The sequence below is a fragment of the Streptomyces sp. NPDC086023 genome (assembly GCF_044540325.1).
Classification (GTDB): Bacteria; Actinomycetota; Actinomycetes; order Streptomycetales; family Streptomycetaceae; genus Streptomyces.
Window position 1 is genome coordinate 256,715 of the sequence record NZ_JBITRX010000002.1, and the last position, 13,515, is coordinate 270,229.

Annotated in this window: 10 protein-coding genes and 3 pseudogenes; 7 read left to right on the forward strand and 6 right to left on the reverse strand. The window is 74.0% G+C overall.

What is annotated here, in order from left to right; translation table 11 throughout:
* Positions 1-100 precede the first annotated feature (100 nt).
* From ACIF6F_RS04485 to ACIF6F_RS04495, 3 genes are all read right to left on the reverse strand, one after another.
* Positions 101-721 carry a DedA family protein gene (locus ACIF6F_RS04485; RefSeq protein WP_399942138.1) on the reverse strand — a complete coding sequence of 207 codons (621 nt, stop codon included), beginning with the start codon at positions 719-721 and terminating at the stop codon, positions 101-103.
* On the reverse strand, positions 721-1,494 hold the full coding sequence (locus tag ACIF6F_RS04490; RefSeq protein ID WP_399941111.1) for an MBL fold metallo-hydrolase: 774 nt from the start codon (positions 1,492-1,494) through the stop codon (positions 721-723). Before ACIF6F_RS04490 ends, ACIF6F_RS04485 begins: the two co-directional genes overlap by 1 nt.
* 81 nt (positions 1,495-1,575) lie before the next feature.
* Positions 1,576-3,201, reverse strand: a complete 1,626-nt coding sequence (locus ACIF6F_RS04495) for a glycosyltransferase (RefSeq protein WP_399941114.1) — start codon at positions 3,199-3,201, stop codon at positions 1,576-1,578.
* Positions 3,202-3,354: 153 nt separating this feature from the next.
* On the opposite strand from ACIF6F_RS04495, the gene ACIF6F_RS04500 reads away from it, so the two are divergent.
* From ACIF6F_RS04500 to ACIF6F_RS04515, 4 genes and pseudogenes are all read left to right on the forward strand, one after another.
* Complete coding sequence (locus tag ACIF6F_RS04500; RefSeq protein ID WP_399941117.1) at positions 3,355-3,759, forward strand: hypothetical protein; 405 nt, start codon at positions 3,355-3,357, stop codon at positions 3,757-3,759.
* Between the two features lie 232 nt (positions 3,760-3,991).
* Entirely contained in the window at positions 3,992-6,139 is a 2,148-nt protein-coding gene (locus ACIF6F_RS04505) for a phage holin family protein (protein WP_399942140.1), read from the forward strand.
* 28 nt (positions 6,140-6,167) lie between these two features.
* Positions 6,168-6,737: pseudogene (locus tag ACIF6F_RS04510) on the forward strand (amino acid permease); the annotation flags it as partial.
* Between the two features lie 42 nt (positions 6,738-6,779).
* Positions 6,780-7,376: pseudogene (locus ACIF6F_RS04515) on the forward strand (VWA-like domain-containing protein); the annotation flags it as partial.
* A gap of 75 nt (positions 7,377-7,451) precedes the next feature.
* Here the strand turns inward: ACIF6F_RS04515 and ACIF6F_RS04520 are convergent.
* Complete coding sequence (locus ACIF6F_RS04520; RefSeq protein WP_399941120.1) at positions 7,452-9,035, reverse strand: RNA polymerase sigma factor; 1,584 nt, start codon at positions 9,033-9,035, stop codon at positions 7,452-7,454.
* Positions 9,036-9,238: 203 nt separating this feature from the next.
* A complete protein-coding gene (locus ACIF6F_RS04525) occupies positions 9,239-10,000 on the reverse strand; it encodes a class I SAM-dependent methyltransferase (RefSeq protein ID WP_399941122.1) in 762 nt (253 codons plus the stop codon).
* A 337-nt stretch (positions 10,001-10,337) separates the two neighbouring features.
* Between ACIF6F_RS04525 and ACIF6F_RS04530 the strand changes: the two genes are divergently transcribed.
* From ACIF6F_RS04530 to ACIF6F_RS04540, 3 genes and pseudogenes are all read left to right on the forward strand, one after another.
* On the forward strand, positions 10,338-11,204 hold the full coding sequence (locus tag ACIF6F_RS04530) for a bifunctional 5,10-methylenetetrahydrofolate dehydrogenase/5,10-methenyltetrahydrofolate cyclohydrolase (RefSeq protein ID WP_399941124.1): 867 nt from the start codon (positions 10,338-10,340) through the stop codon (positions 11,202-11,204).
* 188 nt (positions 11,205-11,392) lie between these two features.
* Positions 11,393-11,848, forward strand: a pseudogene (locus tag ACIF6F_RS04535) (oligopeptide:H+ symporter); the annotation flags it as partial.
* Between the two features lie 439 nt (positions 11,849-12,287).
* Complete coding sequence (locus ACIF6F_RS04540) at positions 12,288-12,704, forward strand: hypothetical protein (protein WP_399941126.1); 417 nt, start codon at positions 12,288-12,290, stop codon at positions 12,702-12,704.
* Here the strand turns inward: ACIF6F_RS04540 and ACIF6F_RS04545 are convergent.
* On the reverse strand, positions 12,690-13,496 hold the full coding sequence (locus ACIF6F_RS04545) for a helix-turn-helix domain-containing protein (protein WP_399941129.1): 807 nt from the start codon (positions 13,494-13,496) through the stop codon (positions 12,690-12,692). The genes ACIF6F_RS04540 and ACIF6F_RS04545 overlap by 15 nt on opposite strands.
* Between the last annotated feature and the right edge of the window lie 19 nt (positions 13,497-13,515).

The following is a 13,515-nucleotide window of genomic DNA, read 5'->3' on the forward strand; positions in this document are numbered from 1 at the left end:
GCCCTGCTCCCGACACGGGCGGCAGACGCGATGGGCCACGGCCCGCACCTGCCGGGGCGGGGCGGCGGACGGATCCCACACGGCCCCACCCCGGAAAGGGCTACGCGGCCCGGCGGCGCAGCCGGCGCCAGACCGTCGGGGCCGCGCTGAGCAGCAGGGCCAGGGCCACGGCCAGCACCAGGCCCTTCCACGGCTCGTCGAACAGCGAGCCGCCCAGGATCCCGATCAGCTGGTACGTGGCCGCCCACGCCAGGCAGGCCGGCAGGTCCCCGCGGGCGAACGTGCGCAGCGGCATCTCCGCCAGCAGGCAGGCCAGCATCACCGGGATCCGCCCCGCCGGCACCAGCCGCGAGACCACCAGCACCGCCACCCCGTGCTCGGTCAGCCGCTCCTGCGCAGCCGCCAGCTTCTCCGGCGCCGCACGGCCCCGCAACGCGGCCAGCCACCGCGAGCCGTTGCGCGACCGCACCCCGCGCTGCCCGAGCCAGTACAGCGCCAGGTCCCCGGTGAAGGCACCCAGCGCCGCCACCACGAACACCAGCGCCAGCCCCCACGGCAGCGTCTCGTGGTGCAGCGCGACCACAGCGGCCGAACTCACCAGCGCCCCCGTGGGGATCACCGGCATCAGCGCCCCCAGCGCCACCAGCAGGAACAGCGCCGGGTAGCCCACCGCCTGCTGCGTCGACTCCGGCGGCACCTCCCGCGCCACCTCCAGCAGCATCACGCCACCACGCTCTCGCCGTGCCCCAGCGGCTCCGCCGCCACCCCCGGCGCCAGCGCGGCGGCGTGCCGGACGAACTCGTCCCCCGGGGCGTGGAACTCGTGCGGCCGCACCGCGTCCATCCCGATCGGCCAGTACGTGCCGAAGTGCACCGGCACCGCCCGCCGCGGCGGGCCCACCCGCACCAGCTCGGCCAGCGCCCGCGCCGCCCGGCGCGCGTCCAGGTGGCCGGGCCCCAGGAACGGACCCCAGCCGCCGACCGGCAGCAGCGCCACGTCCACCGGCCCCACTTCCTCGGCCATCGAGTCGAACAGCCCGGTGTCGCCGGCGAAGTACGTCCGGTCCTCGCCCTCCACCACGTACCCCAGCGCGGGCGCGACCCGGGGCCCGAACGGCAGCCGCCGCCCGTCGTGCCGGGCGCTGACCACCCGTACCGTCAGGTCCGCCACCCGCACCTCGTCACCGGGCGCCACCTCCGTCAGCGCCAGCCCGGGCAGCCGCGCCAGCGAAGGCACCGCCCGCGGCGCGCCGCGCGGCACCAGCACCCGGGTGCCCGGCGCCAGCCGAGCCAGGGAGGGCACGTGCAGGTGGTCGGCGTGCAGGTGCGAGACGAGCACCGCCTCGGCCACGGCCGCCGCGGCCGGCGGCGGCGCCCCGCGGCGGCGGCGCAGATGGGCCAGCCGCCCGGCGAACAGCGGATCGGTGAGCACCCGCACCCCGGAGTCCTCGACGGTGCAGGTGGCATGACCCCACCAGGTGATCTCCACCGGCACGCGCACCCCTCCTCGACCACCACGGCCCCGCCCGGGGACCGTTGCCCCGAGCCTAGGCCGCCGGCGCCCGGAACGCCCGGTTCACCCGGTCGGCAGCGTGAAGCGGCGGACCACCTCGAAGCTCAGGTTGTCGTAGTTGGCGGTGAAGAACGGCGACACCGCCAGCTCCGTGCCCGAGGCCGCGTCCCGGGCCACCACCCGCGACCGGCGCGCCGTCTTGTCCAGGTCCGCCGCGTGCACCCGGCCCAGCCGGACCGTACGGGCCACGGCGTCCGCCCGTACCGTCAGGAAGCAGTCCCACACGCCCGGGCCGATCGGCCCGCCGCCGTCCACCGTGGACAGCTCCACGTCCACCCGGAAGCCTGCCGTGCCCAGGTCCACGCCGCGCCGGGTGCCCTCCTCCGTGAGTTCCGGCGTCGGGCGCGGGGTCACCGGCACCGTCAGCTCGCGGCCGGTCGCCCGCTCCCGCAGCACCAGCTCGGACGGCTCGGGCCCCGCGCCGTAGGACTCCAGGTACGCGTACCCCGTCAGCCGTACCAGGCTCTCCTTCCAGCCCACCGACCGCAGGTGGTGCTGCGCCTTCACCGTGTCCGTGACGTCGAACAGCTCGTCCGGCAGCCCCGCGGCAGGGTCCCGGAAGCCCGGGAAGGCCTTGTACAGGCGCCCGCCCTCGGCCACCAGCTCCGGCGGGTTCTTCGCCTGGTCGTACCCGGCCAGCACCTCGAAGGCGTCCATCGCCCCGCCCAGGAAGCAGTACAGGCGGATCGCGTCGAGCTGCGTCAGCTCGCTCGCCATCTCCGGCGACCAGTACGCGTCGCACAGCAGCCGGCCGCGCCGGAAGACCTCCGCCGAGAACTCCGGGTAGTCCCGCCGCGCCCAGGCCGCCGGCCGCAGCGCCTTGGCCATCAGCGCGCGGAAGTGCCGGCCCAGCATCCGGCGCCGCCCGACCGGGTCCTGCACGCGCCCGGCCACCATGGCCATCACGCGCTCGATGTGCTCGACCGTCTCGTGGGCGGTGCGGCTGCGCTGCGTGATGTTCTGGCCGTCCTCGCGGCGCCGCAGGTAGTAGCAGTCGTAGTCGCCGACCACGGAGATCTTCCCGGCGGCCAGGTAGGCCTCCGTCACGAACAGCTGGTCCTCGCCGAACCACAGGTCCTCGGGGTAGCGGATGCGCTCCCGCTCCAGGATCCGCCGGCGGATCAGCTTCGCGCTGTGCAGCGCCCGGTACACCTCCGAGGTGTACAGGTCGGCCACCTCGGCGTGCTTGTGCGCCTTGTCCGACACGGTGCGGCCCAGGCCCACCAGCCGGCCCAGCACCACGTCGCTGCCCTGCGTGTCGGCCATCCGCATCAGCCGCTCCAGGGTCTCGGGCCCCAGCAGGTCGTCGGCGTCCACGACGTACACGTACCGGCCCCTGGCCAGGTCCAGCGCCCGGTTGCGCGGCCGGCTCGGGCCGCCGGAGTTGGCCTGGTGCACCACCCGCACCTGCGGGTACCGGGCGGCGTAGCGGTCCAGCTCGGCCCCGCTGCCGTCCGTCGAGCCGTCGTCGACCGCGATCACCTCGATCCGGTCGACCCCCAGCGACTGGCCGACCACCGAGTCCAGGCACTCGGTGAGGTACGGCATCGCGTTGAAGACCGCGATCACCACGGAAATGTCCGGTTCGCGCTCACGCTGCGGGGCTGTGCTGGGAAGGTACGTGCTCATTGCCGGATTTTCCCGTTTCTGCGCGGCTGGCCAGGGCGTTGGAGGAGCGTACGAAACCTCTTCCGTACCAGGGGCGGCCGGGGTCCCGCCCGACGTTTTCGCCCCCCGCCACCCCCTCCTCGCGGACCGCCGATCGGAGTATGGTCGGGCGCCATGGATGAGGTGCGCGTGGCCGCGATCGCCAGCCTGGCCCCGCTCGAACAGCTCGACGCCGACCCCTTCGTCGTCGACACCCGCAGCCAGCACGCCATGTGCGCGCGCTGGGCCGCCGACCAGGGGTACGTGGTGACGCGGCAGCTCTTCTTCTACGGGCTGCGCGCGGACCACTTCGGGCTCTGGTCCGACATCGACGCCGGGCAGGTGGACCTCTTCGTCGCCCCCAACCGGCGCGTCCTGGAACGCGCGCTGAGCTCGGTGGCCGAGTTCACCGCCGAGTGCGCGCGGCGCGGGGTGCGGCTGGAGACGGTGGGTGCCGACGAGCCCACGTACACCCCGGCCATGAAGGCCGAGGTCCACCGCAGGCTCTCGATGCCGACCGCGGGCTACGACGGGACCTGAGCCGGTCCGGACCTGAGCCGGGGGCTCCGCGCGGCGCGCACGCGCGCCCGGGGGCGTGCGGTGCGCCCGAATACGCCGTAAAGCACACCATTCGTGCGACGCTGGGGCGGGGGACCCGCGAGCCGCGGGCCGGGAGCCGAAGGCGGGTGGCGGGGTGCTGCGAGGGCGATGGCGGACCGCGGGCGGGGCGCTGCTGCGCGTCCTCGTGGTCTGGGCGGTCTCCACCCTGACGATGCTCGCCCTGGCCGGCCTGCTGCCCGAGTTCCAGCTCCAGTCCGACGACGGCGACAGCATCACCCGGATCGCGCTCACCGCCGCCTGGGGCGCCGGCGCCTTCGGCGTGCTCAACGCCCTGGTCTGGCCGGTGCTGGTGCGCGCCCTGCTGCTCGTCCCCGCCCTCGTCCTCGGCCTGTTGGTGTTCTTCCTCAACGGCTCGCTGCTGCTGATCGCCCTCGACCTGATCCCCGACGGCCGCGGGGAGGCCGACCCGGAGACCGCCGTCGTGGTCGCCGCCGTCATGTCGGCCGTCGCCTCCGCGACCGCCACCGCCCTCGCCGTCCGCGACGACGACGCCTACCGGCGCCGCCTCTCCCGGCTCGCCGACCGCAAACGCAGGCGCCGCGACCGCGGCCCCGCGACCGGGGCCCCGGACGGCGCCCCCGGCCTGCTCTTCCTCCAGCTCGACGGCGTCGGCCACGACGTGCTGCGGCAGGCACTGGCCGAGGGGCTGATGCCCACCGTCGCCGGCTGGCTCGACGCCGGCGGCCACCGGCTGACGCCCTGGCACACCGACTGGTCCAGCCAGACCGGCGCCAGCCAGCTCGGCATCCTGCACGGCACCAACTTCGACGTGCCCGCCTTCCGCTGGTACGAGAAGGACACCGGCGAGGTCGTCGTCTGCAACCGGCCCACCAGCGCCGCCGAACTCCAGCGCCGCGCCATCGCCCGCACCGAGGACGGCGGCCTCCTCACCGCCGACGGCGCCAGCCGCGGCAACCTCTTCAGCGGGGGCGCCGGCCAGGTCGCCCTGGTGCTGTCCCTGTCCGCCCGCCGGGGCCCCGCCAACCGGTCCCGGGCCGGCTACTTCGCGTACTTCTCCGACCCCGCCAACGCCGTCCGCACCGCCCTCTCCCTCGCGGCCGAGGTGGTCCGCGAGATCACGCAGTCGCTCTCGGCCCGGCTGCGGAGCGACCGGCCGCGCGTCTCCCGCGGCGGCGCCTACCCCTTCATCCGCGCCTTCGCGACGGTCGTCGAGCGCGACGTCGTGGTGGCCGCCGTGATGGGCGACCTGCTCGCCGGGCGCGCCGCCGTCTACGCCGACCTCGTCGCGTACGACGAGGTGGCCCACCACTCCGGCCCCCGCAGCCGGGATGCCGGCAAGGTCCTCGAACGCCTGGACCGCAGCATCGCCCTGATCGCCAAGGCGGCGGAACACGCCCCGCGCCCCTACCGGATCGTGCTGCTCTCCGACCACGGCCAGAGTCCCGGCGAGACCTTCCTCGGCCGGTACGGGCTGACCCTGAAGGACCTGGTCCGGGCCGGCTGCGGGCTGCCGGTCTCCCGCCGGGCCGGCCGCACCCGCAGCGGCGCCGAGGCGCGGGCCGCCGTACGCGCCGCCCTGCACCGGCCCGTCGAGGAGGAGGAGGGGGAGGAGACGCCGCCGGCCCGCCGCTCCGAGCCGGTGGTGCTGGCCTCGGGCAACCTCGGCCTGGTCTCGTTCCCCGACCTGCCCGGCCGGGTGACCCGGCAGCGGATCGAGCGCCGGCACCCGGCGCTGCTCGCCACCCTCGCCGGCCATCCCGGCATCGGTTTCCTGCTGGTGCGCGACGAGAGCGGCGGCTCGGTGGTGCTGGCCGGCGGCGGGGCCGAGGCCCGGCTGGACGAACCGGGGGCGGTGGAGGCGCTGCTCGCGGACTTCGGGCCGGGCGCGGCCGAGGCCGTACGGCGCACCGACACCTTCCCGCACGTCGCGGACGTCATGGTCAACTCCGCGTACCACCCGGACACCGGGGAGGTGCACGCCTTCGAGGAGCAGATCGGCTCCCACGGCGGGCTCGGCGGTGAGCAGAGCCGGCCCTTCCTGCTCTGGCCGGCCGAGCTCTCGGCGCCCGGGGAGCCGGTCGGCGCGGAGCGGGTGCACCGGGTGCTGCGCCGCTGGCTGCGCGAATGCGAGGGCCTCGCGGTGGCGGTGGGCACGGGGGCGGTGACGCCCGTGAACGCGGTTCCGGACACGCCCCCGGAGGTCGTACCGGACGCGCAGGTGGTGGCGCCGGACGCGTCGACGGTGGCGCCGGACGCGGTGGAGGATCACCGGCGCGGGGCCGTTCCGGACGCAACACTTCCACCCGGCGGGGCCGTCGTACGGGACGAAACACGCTGATTTCGCTGCGCCCCGGCCGTACCCGACCATGGTCGCGTTTTTGGCAACGGAACGAGTCGAAGGCTGTACAACCGCACATGACCACCCCCATAGCCGCGGACGGGGCCACAAGCCGCCACTCCCGGCGATTCGGACTGCCCGTCGCGACCGCACTGGTCATGGGCAACATCATCGGAGGCGGCATCTTCCTGCTGCCGGCCTCCGTGGCCCCCTTCGGCACCATCAGCCTGGCCGCCTTCGGGGTCCTCACCCTCGGCGCGATCGCCCTCGCCCTGGTCTTCGGCCGGCTGGCCGGGCACCACCCGCAGACCGGCGGTCTCTACCTGGACGTCGAGTCCGCCGCCCCGCCGTCAGCGCCGGCGAGGTCCGCGACCCGCGGCGCAACGTCGGCCGGGCCACCGTCCTCGGCACCCTGGGCGCCGCCGTGGTCTACCTGCTGGGCACTCTCGCCGTCTTCGGCCTGGTCGCCCACGACGAGCTGGTCGCCTCCCAGGCGCCGTTCTCCGCCGCGGTCGACGCCATGTTCGGCGGCGGCTGGGGCGGGGCCGCCGTGGCCTGCGCGGCCGTGGTGTCGATGACCGGCGCGCTCAACGGCTGGACCCTGCTGAGCGCGCAGACCCCGTACGCGGCGGCCCGCGACGGGCTGCTGCCCGCCGGGCTGGTCGAGGAGATCCGGGCGCTGGCCCACCCGCCGGTGCCCTGGGACGCGCGGCTGGCCCGCTGGTTCGACGCGTACGTGCCGCGGACCGAGCCGGTGCGCACCTACGCCCGCCCGGCCCGCCGCCAGGCCGCGACCCCGGACATCCCGCGGGCCGGCCGGTACTTCCCGCCCGAGGAGACCCCCCGGTGCACCTTCGGGGTGGTGCTGGACACCTCCGGCTCCATGGAGCGGGTGCTGCTCGGCAAGGCGCTCGGGGCCATCGCCTCGTACGCGGCGGCCCGGGACGTGCCGGCGGCCCGGGTGGTGTTCTGCGACGCCGCCGCCCACGACGCCGGGTACCTCCAGCCCTCCGAGATCGCGGGCCGGGTACGGGTGCGGGGGCGCGGCGGCACGGCCCTGCAGCCCGGGATCGACCTGCTGGCCCGGGCTCCGGACTTCCCGGCGGCCGCGCCGGTGCTGGTGATCACCGACGGGTGGTGCGACGTGCTGCGCATCCGCCGCGAGCACGCCTTCCTGGTACCGCAGGGGGCGTCGCTGCCGTTCACGCCGCGAGGTCCGGTCTTCCGGCTGGCCTGAGCGGGGGAGGCCGGGACGGCGAAGGCCCGCGGTCCCCGAGGGGGCCGCGGGCCTTCGTACGTACCGCCGGTGCGACTAGTCGAGGTAGTCGCGCAGCACCTGGGAGCGGGACGGGTGGCGCAGCTTCGACATCGTCTTCGACTCGATCTGCCGGATCCGCTCACGGGTGACGCCGTACACGCGGCCGATCTCGTCCAGCGTCTTCGGCTGGCCGTCGTTCAGGCCGTACCGCATGGACACGACACCCGCCTCACGCTCGGAGAGCGTGCCCAGGATCGACTGCAGCTGCTCCTGGAGGAAGGTGAAGGAGACCGCGTCGGCCGGAACGACCGCCTCGGAGTCCTCGATGAGGTCACCGAACTCGCTGTCGCCCTCCTCACCCAGCGGGGTGTGCAGGGAGATCGGCTCGCGGCCGTACTTCTGGACCTCGATGACCTTCTCGGGGGTCATGTCGAGCTCCTTGCCCAGCTCCTCCGGGGTGGGCTCGCGGCCCAGGTCCTGGAGCATCTGGCGCTGCACGCGGGCGAGCTTGTTGATGATCTCGACCATGTGCACGGGGATGCGGATGGTGCGCGACTGGTCGGCCATGGCGCGGGTGATCGCCTGCCGGATCCACCAGGTCGCGTAGGTGGAGAACTTGAAGCCCTTCGTGTAGTCGAACTTCTCGACCGCACGGATCAGGCCGACGTTGCCCTCCTGGATCAGGTCCAGGAAGAGCATGCCGCGGCCGGTGTAGCGCTTGGCGAGGGAGACCACGAGACGGAGGTTGGCCTCCAGCAGGTGGTTCTTCGCCCGGCGGCCGTCCTCGACCAGGATCTCCAGCTCGCGCTTGAAGGTCGCCTCGTGGTCGTCCTCCTCTTCGAGCTTGTACTCGGAGAAGAGGCCGGCCTCGATGCGCTTGGCCAGCTCGACCTCCTGCTCGGCGTTGAGCAGGGGGACCTTGCCGATCAGCTTCAGGTAGTCCTTGACCGGGTCGGCGGTGGCACCGGCCACCATGACCGTCTGCGCCGGGGCGTCGTCGTCGTCCTCGTCCGACAGCACGAAGCCCTGGCCGGCGCCGGCCTTCTGGGTGTCCTCCTCGGGCTCGTCGGCGAGCTCCTCCGTCCACTCCTCGCCCTCGACGAGCTCGACGTTCTCGCCCGCGTCGGCGTCCTTGGCCGCGGTCTTCTTCGCGACGGTCTTCTTGGCCGCCGCCTTCTTGGTGGTGGCCTTCTTGACCGTGCGCTTCTTCGGCTCGGCGGCCGCGGCGGTGGTCTCCGCCTCGGCGGGCGAGGTGGCCGGCTGAGCAGATATCGCCGCCGCGGGGGCGGCGGCCGGGGCGGCCGCGGTCTTGCGGGCGCCGATGGGGCGCGGCGCAGCCGCCGCCTTCTTGGCCACGGCGCGGGCCGGGGCCGCCGCGGCCTTGCGCGGCTTCTTCGCGGCGGTCTTGGTGGCGGGCGCGGCGCTGACGTGCAGGGCCACCCCCTCCTCGTCCAGGACCTGGTTCAGGCTGCGCAGGACCCGCTTCCACTGGTCCACCGGGATGCGGCCGGCCTCGAAGGCCTGGCGCACGTCGTCACCGTTGATGTGACCCTGCTCGCGGCCACGCTCGACGAGCGCGACCAGGGCCTCCGATTCGGCGATCTCCGGAGGGAACGTACGGGACGGGCTGAGCGACACAAGGAGCCTCTCGTTGCGAACAGATTAAGGACGGCGGGACATCATCGCGCGACTGCGGGGAAACGGGCCAATCCGGGTCGGTATTCCCGTCCGCTCCAACGTGCCTCGCGACGACACCTGTCGGTTCATCGCGTGCCCGAGTCGATTCGTTACGCGCGGAATTGAGTGACCTGCGCCACGCCGTGGCGGCGGACCGTCCGGGATCAGCCCGGTTTGCGGGCCTCGATCAGGAAGCGCGCGGTGTGCGCGACGAACGGGCCCTCGCGTTCGATCCGTTCGTGGAGCTCGCGCAGCCGGTCGCGGTGGTGGCCGACCGTGAAGCCGGGCACCATCCAGATCACCTTCCGCAGGAAGTAGATCACGGCCCCGATGTCGTTGAACTCGGTGCGCAGCCGCTCCGAGCGGAGGTCGGTCACCTCCAGGCCGGCGGCGGCCGCGTCCCGGGCGGCGTCGTCGGGGTGCCGGGCGTTGCGCGCCTCCTCGGGCTGCGGGCCGAGGAAGAACTCCACCAGCTCGAAGACGCTGGCCGGCCCGACCTGCTGCGAGAAGTAGGTGCCGCCGGGGCGCAGCACCCGGGCGATCTCGTCCCACCAGATGGTCACCGGGTGCCTGCTGGTCACCAGGTCGAAGGCGGCGTCCCCGAAGGGCAGCGGGGGCTCGTCCTCGTTGGCGACCACGACCGCGCCGAGCGGGTGCAGCAGGCGGGTGGCCTTGGCGACGTTCGGGGGCCAGGACTCGGTGGCGGCCATCAGCGGCGGCAGCTTCCCCACGCCCGCCAGCACCTCGCCGCCGCCGGTCTGGACGTCCAGGGCCGCCTGTACGCCGGCCAGCTTCTCGCCGAGCATCCGCTGGTAGCCCCAGGAGGGACGCTGTTCGCTGGCCCGGCCGTCCAGCCAGGAGAAGTCCCAGCCGTCGACGGAGACGGTCTCGGCCTCGGCGACGAGACGGTCGAAAGTAGGTGACATGTCTTGATCGTCCCAGCCGGGGTGCCGGTTCTGCCACCCGATATGGGGACGGCGGGGTCCGGGCGGGGCCGCCGGGAGGGGGAGAGGGGGCCGGGCGGGGGTGGGGGGTGCGGGGTGCGCGGCCGGGGTGCGCAGCCGGGGTGCGGGGGTGCGGAGCCCGGGAGCGGGTGCCCGCCGGGCCGTGGCGGCCGGTCGACTACAGTGGGCGGCGGGCCGTGACTGGCGCTTGGGTGGATCACCACCGGGGAGCGGCCCGGCGTACACCGGCGGCCGCCGCGGTACGCCGATGCCGCGCGCCTGGGCGAACCGCGATCCGCAGCGACGTTCAGGAGACCCCGTGACGACTGCCCAGACTGCCCGCCTCATGGACGGCACCGCCGTCGCCCGCCGCATCACCGAGGCCACCGCCGCGAACGCGGCGAAGATCACCGAGGCCACCGGCACCACCCCCTGCCTCGCGACCGTGCTGGTGGGCGAGGACCCTGCCTCCGTCACCTACGTACGCATGAAGCAGAACCGTTGCGCCAAGGCCGGGATCACCTCGCGCCACGTGGCCCTGCCCGCGGAGACCACCACCGAGGAGCTGGTCGCCGCCATCGCCGCCCTCTCCGAGGACCCCGAGGTGCACGGCATCCTGCTCCAGCACCCGGTGCCGCACCACATCGACGAGCGCGCCGCCTTCGAGGCCATCGCCCCGGCCAAGGACGTCGACGGCGTCACCATGCACTCCTTCGCCGCGATGAGCTTCGGCGAGCCCGGCTTCGTCTCCTGCACGCCCGGCGGCATCATGCGCCTCCTCGCCGAGTACGACGTGGAGCTGACCGGCAAGCGCGCCGTGGTCGTCGGCCGCAGCGCCATCCTCGGCAAGCCGGCCGGCATGCTGCTGCTCGCCCAGGACGCCACCGTCACCTACTGCCACTCCCGCACCGTGGACCTGCCGTCCATCGTCCGCGAGGCCGACGTGCTGGTGGCGGCGGTGGGCCGCGCCGAGTTCATCAAGGGCGAGGACATCAAGCCCGGCGCCGTGGTCCTGGACGCCGGCTACAACGAGGGCAACGTGGGCGATGTCCACTTCGAGTCCGCGGCCGCCGTCGCCTCCCTGATCACCCCGGTGCCCGGCGGTGTCGGCCCGATGACCATCGCCGTGCTGCTGGAGCAGACCGTCCAGGCCGCGGGCGCGCAGCTGGGCGTCGAGTTGGGCTGACGTACCGCGCCGGTGCCGGCGCAGGGACCTGCGCCCCGGGCCGTCCGGCCCGGGGCGTCCTGCCTTTACACGGGACAAAACGGACCCAACGGACGATCCCCTGCGCCGTCCCCGCACGCTGCAATGGTCAGGTGACCTTCGTGCTGACCCTGGTCGCGGTCGTCGTCCCCGGCGGCGTGCCGGTGTCGATGTACCGCAGCCCCAAGGTGACCCCCGTCGAGCGGACCCGGCTGCGGGCGTACGTCCGGCTCTTCCTGGCGGCCACGCTGTTCTGGCTGGTGTACGACCAGATGGGCAACGAGCTGAACATGTTCGCCGCCCGGAAGACCGACCTGAGCCTCCTCGGATGGCACATCCCGGCCAGCTGGACCCAGTCCCTGCCCGCCCTCTTCGTGATCGCCCTGGCCCCGGTCTTCGCCTCCTTCTGGGTGCGGCGCGGCCGCCGGATGAGCACCCCGCTGAAGTTCGGCCTGGCCCTGCTGCTCGTCGGCGCCTCGTTCGTGGTCATGTCCGGCGCGGCCGCCATCGCCTCCAAGGGCGTGAAGGTCTCCCTGATGTGGCTGGTGGGCGTGTACGTCATCCAGGTCTTGGGCGAGATGTGCCTGAGCCCCGTCGGCCTCTCCGTCACCACGAAGCTCGCGCCGCGGGCCTTCACGAACCAGATGATGGGGGTCTGGTTCCTCGCCGCCGCCACGGGCGACGCGAGGCCAACTCCCGCGCCTGGACCCGGTCCTGGGCCAGAGCCTGAACTTCCTCTGGCAGGGCGCCGCCGTCATCGCGGCGGGCGCGGCCATGGTCCTCCTCACCCGCCGCCTGAAGCACCTCACGGGCGAATCCGAACCCGCGCCGGCACACCCGGCCCCCACCGGCCTCCCGACCGCCGCCTGACGGCCGCCGACCTGCTGCTCGGCAGCCCCGCCGGCCTCCGGGGACCCGGGGCGGACACCGGCATTACCTCTGACGTAATCGACCCCTTCCGGGGGTGGCGGCACAGTGGGGGCATCGGGTTCCGGGGGCGCGCACTCGGTTCCGGGGCCCGGTGCTACCGGTTGTGTTCCCGACCTCGATGGAGGGTGATCCGTCATGTCCGCGACCCTGATCTCCAGCATTGCCCGGACCGCCGAGCCGCAGAGCATGCTCCGGCGCTTCCTCGCGCTCGACGCCGTCGTCACCGGGGCCAACGGGCTCGTCTACGCCGCCTTCTCCAGGCCCGTCGGGCGGCTGCTCGGGGTGGGGGAGGGGCTGGTGCTGGAGCTCGGCATCCTGCTCACCCTCTACGGCGCGGCCGTCGGCCTGCTCGCCGGCCGCCGCGAGCCCCCGGCCCTCGCCGTCAGGGCGGTCGTCGAGATCAACCTGGCGTGGGCCGTGCTCAGCGTCGCCGCCCTGCTCGTGTGGTTCGACCCGACCACCGCGGGGGCGGTCTGGATCCCCGCCCAGGCGCTCGCCGTGGCCGGGTTCGCCGTGCTCCAGCAGCTGGCGCTGCGCTCAAGGAGCCAGTGACCGCAGGAACTTCACCGTCGCCGGGTCGGCCGGGAGCATCGTCTCGATGGCCAGCTCGGCGACGGTCACGTCCATCGGCGTGTTGAACGTCGAGATGGACGAGACGAACGACAGCGCCTGGCCGCCGAGTTCGATCCGCAGCGGCAGCGCGAAATACGGCACCGGCGCCGGGTCCTCGCCCGGGTCCTCCGGGTGCGGCGCCGGCAGCGGGTACGCCGCCACCTCCTCGTACAGCACCCGCAGCGGCTCCGACCGGGCCAGCGCGATCTGCCGCTCCATCTGGGCCAGCAAGTGCCCCCGCCACTCCCGCAGGTTGAGGATCCGCGACGCCAGCCCCTCCGGATGCAGCGTGATCCGCATCGCGTTCAGCGGCGGGACCAGCAGGTGATCCGGCAGCCCGTCCAGCATCATCGTGATCCCGCGGTTCGCGGCGACCACGTGGTACGTCGCGTCCACCACCAGCGCCGGATACGGTTCGTAGCCGGTCAGCAGAGTGTCCAGACCCTCCCGCAGCGCCTCCATCGACGGCGCGTCCAGCGGGGTCTCGGTGTACCGCGGGGCATAACCGGCCGCCAGCAGCAGCGCGTTGCGCTCCCGGACCGGCACCTCCAGGTGCTCCGCCAGCCGCAGCACCATCTCCTCGCTGGGGCGGGACCGGCCGTTCTCGATGAAGCTGATGTGGCGGGCGGAGGAGCCGGCCCGGATCGCGAGGTCCAGCTGGCTGATCCGGCGCCGCTCCCGCCAGGTGCGCAGCAGCGGGCCCACTCCCGTGCCGGCCGAAGTCGTCGTCATGGGCACGACCGTAACCGAC